Annotated in this window: 13 protein-coding genes and 2 pseudogenes; 13 read left to right on the top strand and 2 right to left on the bottom strand. The window is 59.8% G+C overall.

What is annotated here, in order from left to right:
* Nucleotides 1-27: 27 nt before the first annotated feature.
* Together RX329_RS16925 and RX329_RS16920 are read left to right on the top strand one after the other, a co-directional pair.
* Entirely contained in the window at nt 28-1,197 is a 1,170-nt protein-coding gene (locus RX329_RS16925) for an efflux RND transporter periplasmic adaptor subunit (protein ID WP_085384974.1), read from the top strand.
* Nucleotides 1,194-4,304 (top strand): efflux RND transporter permease subunit, encoded by a 3,111-nt coding sequence (locus tag RX329_RS16920; RefSeq protein WP_317246421.1) that lies wholly within the window; start codon nt 1,194-1,196, stop codon nt 4,302-4,304. The genes RX329_RS16925 and RX329_RS16920 overlap by 4 nt, the downstream gene beginning before the upstream one ends.
* A gap of 503 nt (nt 4,305-4,807) precedes the next feature.
* Here the strand turns inward: RX329_RS16920 and RX329_RS16915 are convergent.
* A pseudogene (locus RX329_RS16915) lies at nt 4,808-5,032 on the bottom strand (hypothetical protein); the annotation flags it as partial.
* A gap of 223 nt (nt 5,033-5,255) precedes the next feature.
* Between RX329_RS16915 and RX329_RS16910 the strand changes: the two are divergent.
* From RX329_RS16910 to rpoH, 3 genes are all read left to right on the top strand, one after another.
* The gene (locus RX329_RS16910; RefSeq protein WP_085384976.1) at nt 5,256-5,882 is read left to right on the top strand and encodes a response regulator transcription factor; all 627 of its coding nucleotides are present in this window, start codon (nt 5,256-5,258) and stop codon (nt 5,880-5,882) included.
* A gap of 371 nt (nt 5,883-6,253) precedes the next feature.
* Nucleotides 6,254-6,451 carry a hypothetical protein gene (locus RX329_RS16905; RefSeq protein ID WP_143273889.1) on the top strand — a complete coding sequence of 66 codons (198 nt, stop codon included), beginning with the start codon at nt 6,254-6,256 and terminating at the stop codon, nt 6,449-6,451.
* Between the two features lie 148 nt (nt 6,452-6,599).
* A complete protein-coding gene (rpoH, locus tag RX329_RS16900; protein WP_317246158.1) occupies nt 6,600-7,553 on the top strand; it encodes an RNA polymerase sigma factor RpoH in 954 nt (317 codons plus the stop codon).
* A 511-nt stretch (nt 7,554-8,064) separates the two neighbouring features.
* On the opposite strand, the gene RX329_RS16895 is transcribed toward rpoH, so the two are convergent.
* On the bottom strand, nt 8,065-8,292 hold the full coding sequence (locus tag RX329_RS16895; RefSeq protein WP_085384978.1) for a hypothetical protein: 228 nt from the start codon (nt 8,290-8,292) through the stop codon (nt 8,065-8,067).
* Between the two features lie 227 nt (nt 8,293-8,519).
* On the opposite strand from RX329_RS16895, the gene RX329_RS16890 reads away from it, so the two are divergent.
* The 8 genes and pseudogenes from RX329_RS16890 to RX329_RS16855 all read left to right on the top strand — a co-directional run bounded on the left by RX329_RS16890 (nt 8,520) and on the right by RX329_RS16855 (nt 17,543).
* Nucleotides 8,520-8,804, top strand: a complete 285-nt coding sequence (locus RX329_RS16890; protein WP_085384979.1) for a hypothetical protein — start codon at nt 8,520-8,522, stop codon at nt 8,802-8,804.
* A 424-nt stretch (nt 8,805-9,228) separates the two neighbouring features.
* Nucleotides 9,229-10,968, top strand: coding sequence for a ubiquinone-dependent pyruvate dehydrogenase (gene poxB / locus RX329_RS16885; protein ID WP_317246157.1), 1,740 nt, complete (start codon nt 9,229-9,231; stop codon nt 10,966-10,968).
* 11 nt (nt 10,969-10,979) lie between these two features.
* Nucleotides 10,980-12,386: a cytochrome ubiquinol oxidase subunit I gene (locus RX329_RS16880; protein ID WP_085384981.1), complete on the top strand. Its 1,407-nt coding sequence runs from the start codon at nt 10,980-10,982 to the stop codon at nt 12,384-12,386.
* 2 nt (nt 12,387-12,388) lie between these two features.
* Complete coding sequence (gene cydB, locus RX329_RS16875) at nt 12,389-13,375, top strand: cytochrome d ubiquinol oxidase subunit II (RefSeq protein WP_085384982.1); 987 nt, start codon at nt 12,389-12,391, stop codon at nt 13,373-13,375.
* Nucleotides 13,376-13,561: 186 nt separating this feature from the next.
* Entirely contained in the window at nt 13,562-13,984 is a 423-nt protein-coding gene (locus RX329_RS16870; RefSeq protein WP_085384983.1) for a cupin domain-containing protein, read from the top strand.
* Between the two features lie 170 nt (nt 13,985-14,154).
* Nucleotides 14,155-14,520, top strand: a complete 366-nt coding sequence (locus tag RX329_RS16865) for a cytochrome family protein (protein ID WP_240544062.1) — start codon at nt 14,155-14,157, stop codon at nt 14,518-14,520.
* A 131-nt stretch (nt 14,521-14,651) separates the two neighbouring features.
* A pseudogene (locus RX329_RS16860) lies at nt 14,652-15,235 on the top strand (carboxymuconolactone decarboxylase family protein).
* A gap of 1,765 nt (nt 15,236-17,000) precedes the next feature.
* Nucleotides 17,001-17,543: a cytochrome b gene (locus RX329_RS16855; RefSeq protein ID WP_085384986.1), complete on the top strand. Its 543-nt coding sequence runs from the start codon at nt 17,001-17,003 to the stop codon at nt 17,541-17,543.
* Nucleotides 17,544-18,350 lie beyond the last annotated feature (807 nt).

The raw sequence follows: 18,350 nt of genomic DNA, 5'->3' as shown, positions 1-18,350 counted from the left end.
GCTGCTGATTGCTTCGGGGAGCGTTGCATGCGCAAACTATGGCTCATTATTCTCGCTGGCGTGGTCGTTGCCGGAGGAGCTGCATTGGCCGCTCGGCAAATCCGCCCGCCCAAACCAAACATGGTAAGCGTTGCGCCGGACTCGGTGCCGGTCGTGGCGGGAACGGTGGTTCGTCACGACGTGCCGATCTACCGGCGTGGCGTAGGCACGGTGATTGCCTATAACAACGTCATCGTGCGCAGCCAGATCACCGGCCAGCTCATCAAGATCGCCTTCACGCAGGGACAGACCGTCAAAAAAGGCGATCTCCTCGCCGAGATCGACCCGCGCCCTTATCAAGCGCAGCTCGATCAGGCGATCGCCAATCGCGATCGCGATCAGGCGCAAGTCAACAATGCACAGGCCAATCTGAACCGGTACGTGCCGCTGGCCAAGAACGGTTGGGCAAGCACGCAGCTCGTCGATACCACGAAGGCCCAATTGGCCCAGCTTCAGGCGATGGTGAAGTCCGATGAGGGCGTCATCGAGCAAGCGAAGACGAACTTGAGCTATACGCAGCTGACATCTCCAATCGACGGCGTGACCGGCCTTCGCCAGGTCGATATCGGCAACATCATCCATCCGACCGATACAGCTGGCCTAGTGGATGTGACCCAGATCCAGCCAATCTCATTGCTGTTCTCGCTTCCCCAGACCGACTTTGTGGAGATCAATCGGGAGATGGCCAAGGGACCATTGAAGGTGCTCGCCTACAGTCAGGATGACAAGACCCAGCTAGACGAGGGCAAGCTCGATCTGCTGGACAACCAGATCGTCCAGACCACCGGCACGATCAAGCTACGGGCGAGCTTTCCTAATGCGAAACGGATGCTTTGGCCGGGCGAACTCATCAATGCGCGGCTCTTTCTCGAAACCCGCCACAACGGGTTGACCATTGCCGCCTCAGCCATTCAGCAGGGACCACACGGGCCCTTCGTCTGGATGATCGGCGCAGACGAAACCGTGACGACGCGGCCAGTGAGGGTCGCCGAGATCAGCGATGGCAGCGCGCTGATCGATTCAGGGCTTCAGGCCAACGAGAAGATTGTGGTGGACGGGCAATACAGGCTGCAGCCTGGTACCCGCGTGCAGGAGCTCCAGGGCAGCGCAGCGCAGGAAGCAGATCTCCAGAACTCCGTCGAGCAGGAAATCCCATGAACATATCCGCGACGTTCATCCACCGGCCGATCGCCACGGTGCTGCTGATGGCTGGGCTGTTGCTCGGCGGACTGGTCACCTACCGATTGCTTCCCGTCGCCTCCCTGCCGAACGTCAACTTCCCGACCATTTCGGTAACGGCCAAGTTGCCCGGAGCCGATCCGCAGACCATGGCATCTTCCGTCGCGACGCCGCTCGAGCAGCAATTTTCGCAGATTCCCGGGTTGACCCAGCTGACATCTGCGAACGCACTCGGCTATACCCAGCTCACCGTGCAATTTGACCTCAGCCGCGATATCGACAGTGCGGCGACCGACGTTCTCGCCGCGATCAACGCGGCGACGCCATATTTGCCGACAGGAATTCCCTACCCTCCAACCATCCGCAAGGTAAACCCTGCGGACACGCCGATCCTGGTGCTCGGCTTGACGTCTAACACGTTGCCGCTCACGACGGTGGACGCCTTTACCGAAAACATCCTGGTGCCGAAACTCTCGCAGATCGGGGGCGTCGGCCTGATAGGTATTGGCGGGCAGCAAAAGCCGGCGATCCGCGTCCAGGTCGATCCCCAGGCACTTGCCAATCGCGGCATCGGCCTGGAAGACGTCCGCAACGTACTGATGCAGGCCAATGTTGATCAGCCTAAGGGCACGCTGAACAGTCCGCACCAGACCTTCACGCTGGGCACCAACGATCAGCTGCTCAAGCCCGACGCCTACAAGAACCTGATCGTCGCGTACCGGAATGGCGCACCGGTGCACGTCAGCGACATCGGCAACGTCATCGAAGCATCCGAGAACAACCAGATCGGCGCTTTCGTCAACAAACAACCCGCGATCATCCTGGCCATTCAACGCCAGCCCGGCGCCAACGTCATCCAGACCGTCGACCTGATCAAGTCCCAGCTGCCTCAGCTACAGGCCGCGCTGCCGCCGGGCATCAAGCTCGATATTCTGTCCGACCGGACTCAGACGATCCGCGCCTCCGTTTCCGACGTGCAGTTCACGCTGCTCTTGACGGTCGCACTTGTGGTGATGGTCATTTTCGTCTTCCTGCGCAATTTCTGGGCCACCGTAATACCCGCCATCACCGTACCGCTATCGCTGATCGGCACCTTCGCCGCCCTCTATGCGCTAGGATACAGCCTGGATAATCTCTCGCTGATGGCACTGTCGATCGCGATCGGCTTTGTGGTGGACGATGCGGTCGTGGTGATCGAGAACATCGTTCGCCATCTTGAAGCCGGATTGAGTCCGATGGAGGCGGCCCTGAGAGGTTCGCGCGAAATCGGTTTCACGATCATATCGATCACGCTGTCGCTGATCGCAGTCTTTATCCCGCTGTTCCTGATGGGCGGCTACGTTGGAAAGCTGTTCCAGGAATTCGCGATCACGGTAAGCGTGTCGCTGATCCTCTCGCTCGTGATCTCGCTGACGCTGACCCCTATGATGTGCTCACGCCTGCTCAAGCATGACACGGGCAATCATGGATGGCTCTACCGGCAGTCCGAACGCGCCTTTGACGGGCTGCTTGCGCTCTATGAACATGGACTGAAGCTGGCGCTACGCCACCGCTTCGTCACACTGATGACGATGTTCCTGGCCATCGCCGTAACCGGCTATCTGTACGTCGTCATTCCAAAAGGCTTCTTTCCGCAGCAGGACACCGGCCTGATCGTCGGCGTCGCCGAAGCCGCACAAGATATCTCCTACCCCGCAATGAGCCAGCGCATGCACGCCGTTATCGCTAAGGTGGTCGAGGATCCCGCGGTCCTGTCCGTGGGCTCCGCGATCGGCGCTGGTGGCGGGGTGGCCACGGTAAATCAGGGACGCGTCTTCATTACGCTCAAGCCGCGCGAGCAGCGCGACGCCAGTGCAGACGGAGTGATCAACCGGCTCCGAACCAGGCTCGCCTCAGTGGAGGGCATCACGCTTTACATGCAAGCCGCTCAGGACATCACGGTCGGTGCGCGCCTGGCCAAAACCCAGTTTCAATATACCTTGACCGATTCCGACCAGAACGAGCTCAATCACTGGTCGGCCATCTTCCTGGACAAGCTGAAGAGCATTCCAGAGATTGCCGACGTGACGACCGATCAGGAGAACGCCGGGCCACGTCTTGATGTTGCCGTTAACCGGGAGGTCGCTTCAAGCTTCGGGATTCTCCCTTCGGCCATCGACAATACGCTCGACGACGCCTTTGGCCAGCGCATCGTCTCCACCATCTTCACGTCGCTCAACCAGTATCACGTGATATTGGAAGTCCTTCCGCGCTTCCAAACCAGCTCAACTGTGCTGCAGCAGATCTATCTCAACTCCTCCAACGGACAACAAGTCCCGCTGAGCACGCTCACCAAAAGCACCGTCACCGCCGCGCCGATCGTCATTAACCATCAGGGGATGTTCCCCTCGACCACGATTTCGTTTAACCTGAAACCTGGGGCGGCGCTCGGGACCGCGGTTGCCGCGATCCAGCAGTTCGAGCGCACGAGCGGCAAGCCGCTCTCGCTCGCCACCACGTTCCAAGGCAACGCGAACGCATTCCAGGCGGCACTTTCCGGCGAGCTAGTGCTGGTCCTCGCGGCGCTGATCGTCATCTACATCATCCTCGGCGTGCTGTACGAAAGCTTTATTCATCCCATCACTATCCTCTCCACCCTGCCCTCAGCCGGCATCGGCGCGTTGCTTCTCCTCATCGTCGTGCATATGGATCTTAGCGTGATCGCGATCATTGGGATCATTCTGCTGATTGGCATCGTCAAGAAGAACGGCATCATGCTGGTCGACTTCGCCCTTGAGGTGGAGCGCAATGAAGGGTTGACATCCGAGCAATCGATCTACCAGGCCTGCGTGCTCCGCTTCAGACCTATTTTGATGACGACGATGGCAGCGCTTTTGGGCGGAGTGCCGCTAATGCTCGGCACCGGCACCGGATCCGAGATACGACAGCCGCTCGGGTATACGATCGTCGGTGGGCTGATACTGTCCCAGCTGCTGACGTTGTTCACGACGCCTGTGGTCTACCTCTATCTTGATCGCCTGCAGCAAACGTTTCGCGGCCGGCCCGTGCCGGCGCAGGAGGCTGCGTCAAGCTCCACCGCACCTTGAGATTCCCGCGATGAACCTGCGCGCGCCGATCGCGCACTTGGTCGCGCTTGAAGGAGCGCGGCCTTTGGTTCTAGCTGATCGAACACTTCCGATTCAACTAACAGGGAATTCAAACACCGGAACTGCCCTTTAATAGCGCACCGGTAGCTCGTTCAATCCATAGATGCTGGTCTCAATCATCGGAGCTGCATCATGCAGGACTGCAACGTAGTCGTCGAGCAAACCGGCTTGGAAAGGCTACGATCCACGACTGCATTCTTCGATCCTGGTCCCCGGCCAAGATCGGAACGACGGCGCAATAAGATGATGTTCTTCCGCATTAGGGCACGAATAAGCAACCTAGCGACCGAGACAGCCGGTGAAAGCTGAAGTAGTACCTGAATTGATCGACGTCACGCTCGCGAGGTGATTGAGATGCATTGCCGACTGAGTGGCGACTTGTCGCTGAAGAGGGCCGTCAACCGGGAGGACGAAACACGGATTGGCAGCCAATGCTGGCGCACCTATCGCACACCGCCGAGATGATCCTGGCCGGGGACGACGAAGCGGCCGGAACTCTGGCGCACTTCGCGCGGCATTGGATGCGCTGACAAAACGGGAGCGGCGAGTCTTCGAAAGCAAGGCGGCTGAGCGACAAGCTCCCACGGCCGTTGCAACTTCGCCTCATCCCACGGCGCGCGCATCCCTACGTCGCGCTCCTCCTCGGTGGTCAAGATCACCGGCATGGCTAGGGATCGGCCCTTTCGGGCATTAGATGCGCACTTGCGAAGCACTTGCAGCAGGATAGTGACACCTTAAAAGAGAGTGATCCTCAGCTGCGAATTTAATTGCGCTTAGGAAGGAGCCATCGTTAATTCCCCTCAAGAGCGACTGACCGGCAATGATGCTTGGTGGAGAAAGCGCTAAAAAGATCAATAGCAAGAACAAGCACTTTCTTCCTAGGAGAGCCAATTGCCCGGCATCGTTTATGTCGTGGATGACAACGCGTCGCTTCGGACAAGCATCAAGCAACTATTGGAAGCGGCCGGGTACCGGGTCATCACTTATGCATCAGCCCAGCAATTGCTGGATCAGCGGCCATACGAAAGCAAAGGTTGTATCCTTCTGGATGTCCGGATGCCGGGCCTGAGCGGGCTTGAACTGCAGAGACGCTTAACCGAACTCGGCTCGACCCTGCCCATTATCTTTCTGACCGGCTACCCGGACACGAGTATCACCGTGAAGGCAGTGAAGGCCGGAGCAGACGACTTCTTCACCAAGCCTGTAAGGGCGGAGGAGCTAGTGACAGCAGTCCAAAGCGCGATAGCGCGGCACAAGACCATCCGCGCGCTAAACGGCGAAGTGGAAGCGCTTCGGGCGCGGCTATCAACCCTTACCCCGCGCCAGCGGCAGGTGTTCGAGATCATCGTGCGGGGTAAAACAAACAAGCATGCCGCGCGCGAACTGGGCAGCACCGAGCGCACAATCAAGGCGCATCGGCACGCGATTATGGAAAAAATGAACATCCAGTCCTTGGCTCAACTTGTCGTCATTGCCGAACGGCTCGGCGTTCTAGCCCAAGCGTGTCCGACCCCTTGAAAAATGAGACCAGCGCCGGATAGTCAGAAACACGCCGGGCATTGGCGCGAGGGCCATGCGCCATGGCCCACCTCCGGCTTCATGAAACACCTAATCTCGGTGTCCATCAAACCGGCAGCAGCTGAGACCTTAAAAAGCGTTAAGTCCGCGAAGTGCATGTGCAATCTCCACAGCGGCACCGCTAACCAACCCGCCATCCTCGCGCTCTTCCGCTCGGTCAACCACTGCGTCGGCAGCCGCAGCATCGCCTGCAGCGTGGTCACATCATCGGGAAGAGAATCATCAGCGCCCATCGTCGACCATAGAATCACAAGACGTGGTCGATCAATCCCCAGCAGATCGCCGAGGCCGCCAGTGACAGGCGGCCGAGAATGCGACTTTACCTGCGATGTCGGCCTGCCAGCCGGGTGGACCGCACGCTATCTCGCCGTGAACGGCAAACGCTGGCGCACCTTCTGACGCTGTTCACCACTCCTTTGGTCTACCTCTATCTTGATCGCCTGCAGCAAACGTTCGGCGGCCGGCCCGCGCTGGCGCAGGAAGTTGCGTCAAGCTCCACCGCCGCTTGAGATTCCCGCCACTAACCTGCGCCGAGCGCGCCCTCAGTCACGCCCCTGCGCTAACAGGGAATTTAAACACCGGAACTGCCTTTTAATAGCGCATCGGCAGCTTGTTCCTTAATCCATAGATGCTGGGCTCAATCATCGGAGCTGCATCATGCAGGATTGCAACGTAGTCGTCGCGCAGACCAGTTTGGAAACCACGGCGATCAATTGGACGGAGTCATCCCCGTTTGGACGGTACGCTGGCGCCATCCGCCGTTTCGAGATGCTTGAACAGGAGCAAGAGCAGCAGCTTGCGCGCCGCTGGCAAGAGTTGGGCGATCAAACAGCTGCCGATGCCCTCGTGACCAGCCATCTTCGGCTCGCCGCGAGCGTGGCGAAGCGCTATCGCGGATATGGCCTCCCGCTCGCTGACATCATCTCAGAAGCCAATCTCGGTCTGGTGATGGCCGCAACACGTTACGAGGCGGGTCGCGGCTCACGTTTCTCGACCTACGCGCTGTGGTGGATCAAAGCTACGATCCACGATTACATTCTTCGATCTTGGTCACTGGTCAAGATCGGAACGACGGCTGCCCAGAAGAAGCTGTTCTTCAGTCTCAGGCGCGAAATGAGGAAGTTTGCCAGCGAGACGTCCAGCCTCACACCGGAGGTGGCCAATGCCATCGCTAAGCGGCTGGAGGTTTCGCCTCGCGACGTTCTGGAGATGGACAGCCGCCTGAATGGCGACCTGTCGCTGAACAGGCTGGTTAGCGAAGATAGCGAGACGGTGGACTGGCAGTCGAGGCTGGTCGACCCATCGCCGACGGCGGAGGCGCTCCTGGCCGAACACGACGAATCTGAGCAGCAAGCACGCGCGCTGCGCGCCGCAGTGGATACTCTTACGTCACGCGAACGACGCGTGTTTGAGGCGCGCCGGCTAAACGACCGCCCTGCCACGCTCGAGGTCCTGGCGTGCGAACTGTCGATCTCTAGCGAGCGCGTCCGGCAAATCGAAACCTGCGCCTTTGAAAAGGTCAAGCGGGCTGCCAGGAGGAACCTCAGACCGGACAGGTCGGCATCGAATTCCGCCCCGGAGGAGCGCGATAAACAGATGGAAGCGGCATAGAGCTTCCTTCGACAACGGCAGCGGGCGAGCGGGACCGTAAAGCTCGCCGGAGCGCTTTGTACGCAACACGAGTGAGGCCGATAATGCGACGTTCGTAATCGCACGCTGCAGAGCGGGGCGATCGCCTGACGCTTCATTTCTCCGGTACCCACGCTGTCTCGGGCGTTCTGGTTGTCATTCTGGAGACGGGAATATGACCGCGTCCCGGAGATCCACGAAGGGATCATGATGACGTTTCCACGCGGTTGTCCGGATCCGCGCAGTCGCCCGGAGTCGAGAGAGGCTTGAGCGATCGGGTGCGGGTGATTCGATCCTGTGCCGAAGGTCCCGCAGCCTCACGGGCCGCAAGTCTGCTCCAACGTGTCGCAACCGATCGAACGACCGATCTGGAATGCTCCTGCCAGTCCTATTTCTCGTCGGGAGAGCAGTGTCGGACGGCATTGGGCTGACCGAATGATGGATCAGCCCAATGCTGCTTGGAAGCCAACGTTGGCACGCGCGGCTTATCGACTCAAAACGGCTGAGGCTCGCAAGGGACATTGTCGCCCGTCCACGGCGCCGTCGCAAATGCGCCCACGCGGGGGGCCGGAACGCACACACGCCCATCAACGTCATGCTCGGCCGTGGAGGCAGCCGCCGCCACATGCCGCTGGGCTACGTAGTGCTCGCGAGCCATGGCGGGCGTCGCAAGCATCGCGGTCGCGATCAGTCCGGCCGACAACAGCTTGATTTTGGTCATCGAACTACTCCTATGAAGGGTGAAGCCAAACCATTTGGCTTTCACCCACACAGGTCGGAGTCGATGCCGGGATTCGAAATGCAATATTCGCTCACGGACGTTCAACGCGCTGTGAGTTACTGCCCAAGCGAAGCAAGCTCCCGGTTGACCGTCAATCTACACACAACGAATCGTTACTCTGCGCTTGCGGCGCCTTTCCTACTTCTCTGTATGAAAGGACTTTCGTCATGAAGAAGATCTGTGTTCTCCTACTCGCCCCCTTTCTCGGTCTTATAACCAACCCGACATTCGCCCGTGGGGGAATGGGCTTGCATCAGACGCTCAGGACAGGCGGCGTCTTCGGCTCCAGCGCAGCTACACCCGGGACCAACTCGTCGGGTACAGCGCTGTCGTCGGACGCCGTGAGCAACGGCCATCGCATGAATGGCCCTTTGCTGGGGACCAATCCCACCATCGACCGTGAAGAGGCGAAGGTCGATAAGATGATTAATTCCATCTGTCGGGGCTGTTGACTGCGGCGAAGCTCCGACTGGTTTTTCCGAACCAACTGACTCGATGCTGCGAGCAGAGGCTTAACGAGCACTGATAGCATTGCACAGCCGACGTTCTGCGCGTCGGCTTGCAAAATGTGGCCAGCTGCGAACGCGCATTGCACAGGATAGCGCCATAGCTCGTCGCCACGCCTTTCGCGCTGCGTCTAAAGCCTCAGGGGACAACGGCGCAATCTCTCGACGCCTCAGTCGCAAACCTGTGGGCCGTGGTGGCCTAGCCAAGTGAAGCCGCCGCACAGCTTGTAAACTCGAATTTAGTCCGCCTAAAAGCCAATTTAATAACTCCGCGCGCCAGCATCGCTACCTTCTTGGACAGAACTTGCGATTCTGCGAGCAGCGGTGGCTGCCCTCCAGGCTCGTCCTCACTTTTCCAGAGGAGGCGTTAATGCCGACCAAAACAGTCGCCGACCAGTTCGTGGAAACCCTCGCGGCTGCGGGAATCAAACGCATCTATGGCGTGGTCGGCGATAGCCTCAACGGCCTCACCGACGCTATTCGCCGCCATGGAAAGATCGATTGGATTCACGTCAGGCACGAGGAAGTGGCGGCCTTTGCCGCCGGGGCCGACGCGCATCTGACGGGCGAAATCGCTGTGTGCGCGGGCAGCTGCGGACCCGGCAATCTTCACCTCATCAATGGACTATTCGATTGCCACCGTTCGCGCGTGCCCGTTCTTGCGATCGCTGCACACATTCCCTCACCGGAAATCGGCAGCGGGTACTTTCAGGAGACGCACCCGCAAGAGCTGTTTCGGGAATGCAGCCACTACTGCGAGCTCGTCTCCGGATCCCACCAGATGCCGCGCGCCTTGGAGACCGCGATCCGGGAGGCGGTCGGGAAGCGCGGCGCGTCAGTCCTCGTCATTCCGGGGGACGTCGCCTTGCAGGTCGCTGCAGTGGCGCCACCGCCGAAGCGCGCAATGTTGCTACCACCTGTTCCGGTCGTCACACCCGCTCCCGCCGATCTCGATCGGCTGGCGAAATTGCTCAACGACGCAAGCCGCGTGACGATCTTGTGCGGCTCAGGATGCGCGGGCGCCCATGACGAGCTGCTCGCCCTCGGTGAACTGCTCCAAGCACCAATGGTGCACGCCTTGCGCGGCAAGGAGCATGTTGAATGGAGTAATCCCTATGACGTTGGAATGACAGGGCTGATCGGCTTTTCTTCCGGCTATTACGCTATGCGCGATTGCGATGTCCTGTTGATGCTGGGGACCGATTTTCCTTACAGGCAGTTCTATCCGGAGGCGGGTGGTGCGCGCATTGCGCAGGTGGATTTGCAGCCCGAGAATATCGGCCGCCGGGCCTCGGTCGATGTCGGAGTCGTTGGCGGCGTGAGCGAGACGCTTGCGGCGTTGCTGCCATTGCTCACGCAAAAGACCGACGCTGCGCATCTCGTGCAAGCCCAGCGACACTACGCCAAGGCGCGCAAAGGGCTTGACGAGCTTGCCGTCGGCAGGCCGGGCGGCGGATTGATCCACCCTCAGCAAGTCGCGAAAGCGATCAGCGACCAGGCAGCTGAAGATGCGGTATTCACCTGCGATGTCGGTCTGCCGACAGTGTGGGCCGCCCGCTATCTCGAGATGAACGGCAAGCGCCGGCTACTCGGATCATTCTGGCACGGTTCCATGGCCAACGCGATGGCGCAAGCGCTCGGTGCGCAAGCGGCGTGTCCGGGCCGGCAAGTGATCTCGCTCTCTGGCGACGGCGGCTTCACGATGTTGATGGGAGATTTCCTTACCCTCGCCCAGCAGCGCCTTCCGGTGAAGGTCGTCGTGCTCAACAACAGTGCATTGGGCTTCATCGAGCTCGAGCAGAAGTCGACAGGAATTCTTGACTATGGAACCGAGCTCAAGAATCCGAACTTCGCAGCGATGGCCGAAGCCGTCGGGATTCGCGGCATTCGCCTCGAAGACCCCGCCGAGGTCCATGATGGAATCGCTGCGGCGCTCGCGCACGACGGGCCAGTTCTCATCGATGCGGTTGTGAACCGAACCGAGCTCGCGATGCCGCCGTCGATCACGCTGGAGATGGCGAAGGGCTTTACCCTTTACATGATCAAGGCCGTGATCAGCGGACGCAGCGACGAGGTCGTGGACCTCGCCCGGTCCAATCTTTGGCGCTGAGAGAGGCAGCAATGGGACTCACAGCGCTGCTTCTGTCGCGCCTTCAGTTCGCTTTCACCATCTCCTTCCACATTATCTTTCCATCGTTCACGATCGGTCTTGCAGCGTGGCTCACGATTCTCGAGGCATTGCACATCGCGACCGGACGTCCCGCCTACCGCGCGCTCTTTGAGTTCTGGCTCAAGATCTTTGGCGTTGCCTTCGGTCTCGGCGTGGTCTCCGGAATTGTGATGGCGTTTCAGTTTGGCACCAACTGGAGCGAGCTCTCCCGGATCTCGGGGCCGATTCAGGGGCCGCTACTCTCCTACGAGAGTTTTACCGCCTTCGCACTAGGAGCGAGCTTCTTTGGAATTCTACTGTTCGGCCGGTCGCGCGTTCCGCCGTGGTTTTATCTGTTCTGCACTGCCATGGTGGCCCTGGGCACGACGCTCTCAGCCTTCTGGATCATGGTCAACAACAGCTGGATGCAGGTGCCGGTGGGCTACGCCATGCAAAACGGCGTCTTTATTCCGGTCGATTGGTTCAAGATCATTTTCAGCCCAGTGGTTTGGGTACGTTTCCCGCACATGTTGCTCGCCGCCTATCTCACCGGCGCGTTCTGCGTGGCTGCCACGGGAGCGTGGTACGTGCTGAGACGGATCTACACCCCGGAAGCCCGTATCATGCTTCGGATGGGCCTGTGTCTAGCTGCCGTGCTGCTTCCCATTCAACTGCTGTTTGGCCATCTCGTCGGCGATTACGCGCATGACGACCAGCCGGCGAAGTTCGCGGCGATCGAGGGCCGTTGGCACGACGAGCAGCCCGCGGGCGAGGTTCTGTTCGCTGTGCCTGACGCGGCCTCGCAGACCAATCGGTACGAAATCAAGATTCCGATTCTCGGCAGCGTGATCGGCAGCATGAGCTTTGATGCCAGGGAAGTCGGCCTGACCAGCTTTCGGCCTCAGGACCGGCCACCGGTACTCATTCCCTTCTTCGCGTTCCGCATCATGGTAGGCTGCGGCCTCTTGATGTTGGCGCTAGGCTGGCTCGGCTCCTACCGGTGCTGGATGCGCCGGATTCACCGCAATCCGCTCCTGCTCTGGTCGATCTTTCTGAGCTTTCCTCTGCCTTTCATCGCGACGCTGACCGGCTGGTTCACAGCGGAGGTCGGACGACAGCCCTGGACCATCTACGGGCTGCTCCGCACCGCTGATGCAATGACACCCTTTTTGACGACTCGTACGGCCGCGATTTCGCTCCTGGTGTACTGCGCTCTTTATACCTTCATCTTCGTGTTCGGCATTTACTACATCTACCGCCTGCTGCGGACAGGCCCCGCAGGCAGCCTCGGGATGGCGACCTCGGGCATTCCCAATCGCCCGATGTCGACGGCCGACCTTCAAGGCAATCCCGCCCTTCCGCTCACCGCAGGAGAATAGCGATGGTGATGTTCTGGGTCGCGGTATTGGCGATCAGCATCCTGCTTTACGTATTGCTGGACGGCTTTGATCTCGGCGTCGGCATTCTGTTCGGCATCACCCCTGGTGAGGCGCCACGGCGCGCGATGGTGAACGCGGTCGCGCCGATCTGGGACGGCAACGAGACTTGGCTGGTGAGCGCCGGCGTCGTGTTGTGGGGAGCGTTCCCGCTTGCGTATGCGACACTGATTTCGGCGTTCTATTTGCCGGTCTTGCTGATGCTGGCCGGACTGATCCTGCGCGGCGTCGCGTTCGAGTTTCGTGGTAAGGCAGCACGGATGCGGTGGATCTGGGACGCTGCATTCGCGGGTGGCTCCTTGGCCGCGGCATTCATGCAGGGCCTGATGGTGGGCGCACTGGTTGAGGGTCTTCCGATGGTCGGCGCGCGCTATGTCGGTGGAGCCTCCGGCTGGCTAAGTCCGTTTTCGGTGTTGTGCGGCGTTGGGCTCTGTCTTGGGTACGCACTGCTGGGCGCTTGCTGGCTGGTACGGAAGTGTGAGGCCGACGTTCGCGAGGCGTCTTATCGTTTCATTCCCTATTTGTCGGTGGCCCTGTTCGCCTTCCTGGCCATCGTATTTGGCTACGCCTTGGCGGAGGACCTTCCGGTAATGATGCGCTGGCTCGACCGACCTGCCCTGTTTGTCTTCCCGATAGCCGGCGCACTGGCCGCCATCATGCTCGCTACAAGCGTCCGACTTCGTCAGGATGCACTACCGTTTCCGATGGTGGCACTCATCTTCGTGGCCGCGTTCGGCACGCTCGCGATCTCGTTCTGGCCCTACATGATCCCGTTCGCCATCACCATCGATGAGGCCGCGGCGCCTCACGCGAGCCTCGCCTTCATGTTCTGGGGCGCCGGCCTGTTCGTCTTCCCGCTGATGCTGCTCTACACGGCGATCAACTACTTCGTATTTCGCGGCAAGATCGGTTCGACAGCTGAGCATTACTAAAGCGAGAGTTGGCATGCTCGAAGAGCTCGGCGCGGCTTCGGCGGTGACCGGCACTGGGGAGTTGATCAGCTTGGCACCTCAGCTGCGTATGCCACTACCAGCCGGATCATTAAACTGGAATATAATGGTTCTCTAATCGAGGCGACCTAACTCACCAAGTGAGCATCAAAATCACGTCGGGACGCCATGAGTACTTCTGCGACAATCAACATCGTCAGCCCCGCCCAATTCGATCGGGGAACGGCGCAGACGCCGGGATGCGAGCGTCACGCCGCGATCGCACCGGAGCTCAATATCGCTTCGGCAATCTGGGGTGGACTGTTTGAAGTGGGACCGGGATCACAAACCGGTGTTCATCATCACGGAGAGCAAGAGACGATTGCCTACGTCCTTTCGGGCATCTGCGAGATCCGCTGGGGCGAGAGAGGCGAAACTGTCGCGAAGGCGATGGCCGGCGATTTCATTCATGTGCCCGCCCTCCTGCTGCACATGGAGATCAATCCTTCGAAGCAGGAACCGTTTCGATGGATCGTCGTGCGCAGCACCGCGATGCCCATTGTTATTAACCTCCCTGACGAGGCCTGGCCCACACTTCCGGTGCGCTCATGATCGAGCCAGGAGCAGCACACATCCGGCGCCGCCCGATCTTGGCTGCCATTGTCGCAATTGCCCTGGCCGCCTTCTTGGCGACCGTTCTTGTGAGCTCGCGTAGCGTCTCCGCCGGGCCTGAAGCGCCCTCGCCGGCCGCTATCCGATATTTGCCGAGCATCAGCGATCTGATGATCGAGACGATCCAGCCGCGGCACGAACGACTTTGGCGAGCCGAGCAGGAGGGAAACTGGGATTTTGCGGCCTACGAACTTCGGGCGCTCCGTGGCGCATTCGATCGGCTCGGGCGGTCCCATCCAACCGACCAGCAGACATCTCTTCCGCAGATGATTGCCTCCGTCATGGAACAGCCGTTCAGGGAGCTCAACGGTGCGATCCAAGCCAAGGATGGCACGGCATTCGCCAAGACCTACGCCGGCCTGACCGACGCATGCAATTCGTGCCATCAGGCCCTTAACCACGGCGTCGTCGCAATCCGCGTGCCGAGCAGGACATCTCCGTCGGATCAAAATGTCAGCGGTGTCCCGCTCAATTGAAAGTTTCACTGCTTACCAACAGACGTGCTTAGCCGCTCCAATAGAGCGGCACCTGTTACACCGCCGGCCTCAGCCATTGTGAGCGCGACCGTCGCGATCACCCTATCCTGCTGCCAAGAAAGGAACTTCGCATGCGTCTGGCTCTTCTCTCAACCTCTGAACTCAACTCCCGAACAAAAGATGCTCTATCGCGACATGCGGAGCGGGATCGAAACGAAATTCAAGGGATTTGAAGCCATTAATGGTCAGGGCATTTTGATTGGCCCGTGGAATCCGTGGCTGCGCTTCTCAAAGTTCGGCGGACCAATTTGGGAGCTTGTCAAAGTTCTGTCCTTCTCGCCGACGCTGCCAGGTTTGGTGCGTGAAGTTGCAATCCTTGTCACCGGAGCGCATTTTTGTTCGGCGTACGAGCTTTACGCCCATGTCTCTATCGCGGAAGCGGCCGGTCTATCAGAAGACAAGATCGCGGCAATCGCGGCCGGGCAATGCCCAGGAAATCTCACGGATGAGGAAGCGGTCGCATGAGGTTGCTTCCGCCTTGGTCTCTGGCGCCGTCCTTCCAGAGATCATCCACCGGCGAGCCGTGAGGGTTTTCGGCGAGGAGGGTGCCGCAGAACTCATCTACCTCGTTGGCCTGTACTGCCTTGTTTCGGTCACCTTAAACGGCTTTGACGTCCCGGTGCCGGACCACAAACGGTGGGCGCCGGCAATTTAGGGCAATCCAGCCGCTGTTGTCGCAACCGCGATCCTGGCAGTCCATGGCGGTCGCTTGAACAGCGCCCGTGCGGTCGGCAAACCGGCCATGCCTCTACATCAAATTCCGCACACGAGCACTTCCCTTCTCGTCGTGACGCTGGCCGCCTACCTCGTGGGTGGGCCCGTTTCACACTGCGCCCTCAACGCGCGCCTGCCCGAATCAATCTACCCGGTGCTCTTACGCCCGAGCCATAGTGGGGCGAGTGACTACGGCTGGACTGAGGCAAGACATGTTACCCGCCCGTCGAACGAAGGTTTGCAGACAGTTGGCCCCTTCGCAACGTTCCCGCGCGTTCGGCGTATGCCCGACCGGACGGCCCGAACAAGATCTCGCCTTTGCCATGGCACACAATCGAACGATGAGGCGCTCGCGAGTAGTGGACGGTCGTAGCACTTGCAGAAGTGAACAGGCCCATCAGCACAGCCAGGGCCAAGCCGCAACGCATCGAACTTCCTCCAATTCGTGCAAGCTCTTCAAACCGTGTGCGCGGATCTTGCGACAGCCGCGACTGATCGATCCGCTGCAGCATTTCGTTAGGGGATGGCTGTTCGTGGCGCGCAGCGGAGCTTTCATCGCAGGACCGCAGGCCCCGACGGAAGTGCATCACGATTCACGCCCCACGTGCTCCCGTGACCTGGTCTTCTATCTAAGGAAACGTTGCGCTCCGACCCGGCACAATCGCGTGAGTGGAATCACGACTGTGCATGCGGTTTCCCGCATCCGCGCGCGGCGATCGCAGCAGCCCCCACTCGATTTCACCGTCTCGGAAGAGTGATCCGCGATAGCACCGAATTATTGCCGGGCCTACCTACATCGGTAGCGCAGAATAAACTCCCGTGGAAACGCCCCCGACAGAGCAGCCGTCAGCGCAAGCTGCGAACTCTCCGCACGAGTGAGAGAACGGAGAACGAATATGACTGCTTTCAACACTCTGATCGCCGCGACGCTGATCTCGACGGCGACAATGCCATCTTCATTTGCAGCTTGGTCCTTCGCGGATCAGGAGCCCGCCGCCTTCGCATCGATGTATCCCAACCGGGATGTGCTGAATGGCGGGGGATTGACGCCTGCAGGCAGGATGGGCCTGGACCGAGCCGGCGGTGCAGCTCCCGTGTTCGCCGGAGGCAACATTTATGTGCGGCCTCGGCATCGCTAACGCTCGCCGCAAGGCAAGGCAAAGCATCAAAGCCGGTGCGGCTGTTGCAAAGCGCCGCACCCCGTTTGCCGCATCGTACAGGCGACGCTGCCTGCCTTGTGGCTTGCGTAATCGCGCGTCCAGACGCTTCGGCTCCTGAGCACATCTCACCTGCTCAAATGCTGCTATCTCCTCCAACGTCGGACAGAATGCTGCCACGCATCGCCTGTCCTAGATGATTCGCAAGAGCAAGATCAGAGTCAGGGTGACCGTGATCGCCACCAATGCGCGTGATAATGTGGGCGACCGGCATCAGCTGCATTCGACAGCCAGAATGGAGCCGATCCCATCCGCAAAGCCACTGCGGTCATTAGTTAGATGGAAGGCCGCTATACCCTGCCAATGGCATTCTTACCGAAAGGCTATGCAGCTCTCCACGATGCAGCACACCAGCGGCTAAGTTTTCTAGATTCCGATTTAGTGTTTGAACGGCGATTTTAGTCGATGGGCTTCATCAATCTGCGTACGTTCTGATCGCGGCCGTAGCGGATTGCCGAGCAAACACTGGCGTATGACGAGGTAAGGCCAATGACGTCAAGAGAAGAACACCTGCTTGATGACGTCGCGCGTTATGACCCGATCACCATCTGGCTGCATTGGATCACGGTCGCATTCGTTGTGATACTGTGGGTTATTGGGCAAACTGCCGATTGGTTTCCAAGACCAGATCGTGCGGCGATGTGGTCTGTGCATATTGTGGTCGGAGCTATCCTCCTCGTTGTGCTGCCCACAAGAGTTGTCTGGCGGATGCAATTCGGTCGCACTCTGCCGTCAGTCAGTGGCGGAGTACAACATCTCACAGCCAAACTCACGCACGGCAGCCTTTACCTCCTCCTCGCCATGGTGTTGCTATTGGGAACACTCGATGCATCTTATAGGGGCGCCACCCTCTTCGGGACGTGGTCGGTCCCGCAGTTCGGTGCGCACTATCCGACGACTCTGCGTGCCATCCAGGGTTGGCATGGAATTGGAGCCAATACGACCGTTGTGATCGCCGCATTGCATGCAGCTGCCGCACTAGTACACCAGTATGGCTTCCGAGATCGGCTCCTTTCCCGCATGAAGCCCTGAGTGCTCTCGTGCAGGCCGAGACTGACCTTGAGGCAGCTTTGGGACGCCTAGGCCGCAAATTCTAAAGCAGGATGGCGCTTATGACGCTCCAGTACATATTGAGAGCGAGATTGGGACAAGCGCTGCGGCCCGACTGGGATGTTGTCGCGCTCTAGAGATCGATGCATCCGGCGATATCCCGATGATCCACAACGTCCAGGGCCGGGCGCGAGAGATGCAGCACTGATTAATAACAAGTCGATAGTCACGTCCACTGCGCGAATGACAGCCAAGCTCGTTGTCGCAGCGCTCCAGGCGACCTCCTGCCATGGTGGGTATCGACTCATGACACGGCCAAATACCACAGCGACGATTCTCCGGGGTAGCGCACCGACTATGAGACTCGACGACATAGGGGGCGGTGCGCGCCTCGAACTCGCGCGGCGAGATCATGAACGTCGCGATGTCGATATCGATGTCGACGCAGCGGGCGTCCCACGGCGGCTCGACCCACGTCCCGTTCTTGGCGCCGAGCCGCAACGGCGCGCTTCCGTGTCGCGCGCACGATTCGCGCCATCCACCGGGCCCTCGACGACGTGCGCCGCGGTCACCCCGAATAGAGCCTCGGGCGTGCGCAGAAAGAAGGCCGTGCCGTTTCGAGCGGAACCGTGTCGCATCTTCGCGCTGGGCCCAATAGAGCGGCGCAACGATCGAGGCCGCGGACTCAACGTCGGTTTCCCGACGCATCGCGCGATTGTCTTTGCTTCTGCCTCCGTGATCACGTCGTCGATCCTCTTTTGACCATCGTGGACGGGGGTACGCCGCTGG

The organism is Bradyrhizobium sp. BWC-3-1, from assembly GCF_032917965.1.
In the GTDB taxonomy this organism is placed as follows: Bacteria; Pseudomonadota; Alphaproteobacteria; order Rhizobiales; family Xanthobacteraceae; genus Bradyrhizobium; species Bradyrhizobium canariense_D.
Note: the sequence above shows the minus strand (reverse complement) of the source record. Positions and strands in the feature narration are given on the sequence as shown.

Coding starts and splice junctions, on each gene's coding strand:
- RX329_RS16925 (WP_085384974.1), top strand. CDS start 28: ATGCGCAAACTATGGCTCATTATTCTCGCTGGCGTGGTCGTTGCCGGA.
- RX329_RS16920 (WP_317246421.1), top strand. CDS start 1,194: ATGAACATATCCGCGACGTTCATCCACCGGCCGATCGCCACGGTGCTG.
- RX329_RS16905 (WP_143273889.1), top strand. CDS start 6,254: ATGCGACTTTACCTGCGATGTCGGCCTGCCAGCCGGGTGGACCGCACG.
- rpoH (WP_317246158.1), top strand. CDS start 6,600: ATGCAGGATTGCAACGTAGTCGTCGCGCAGACCAGTTTGGAAACCACG.
- RX329_RS16895 (WP_085384978.1), bottom strand. CDS start 8,292: ATGACCAAAATCAAGCTGTTGTCGGCCGGACTGATCGCGACCGCGATG.
- RX329_RS16890 (WP_085384979.1), top strand. CDS start 8,520: ATGAAGAAGATCTGTGTTCTCCTACTCGCCCCCTTTCTCGGTCTTATA.
- poxB (WP_317246157.1), top strand. CDS start 9,229: ATGCCGACCAAAACAGTCGCCGACCAGTTCGTGGAAACCCTCGCGGCT.
- RX329_RS16880 (WP_085384981.1), top strand. CDS start 10,980: ATGGGACTCACAGCGCTGCTTCTGTCGCGCCTTCAGTTCGCTTTCACC.
- cydB (WP_085384982.1), top strand. CDS start 12,389: ATGGTGATGTTCTGGGTCGCGGTATTGGCGATCAGCATCCTGCTTTAC.
- RX329_RS16870 (WP_085384983.1), top strand. CDS start 13,562: ATGAGTACTTCTGCGACAATCAACATCGTCAGCCCCGCCCAATTCGAT.
- RX329_RS16865 (WP_240544062.1), top strand. CDS start 14,155: ATGATCGAGACGATCCAGCCGCGGCACGAACGACTTTGGCGAGCCGAG.
- RX329_RS16855 (WP_085384986.1), top strand. CDS start 17,001: ATGACGTCAAGAGAAGAACACCTGCTTGATGACGTCGCGCGTTATGAC.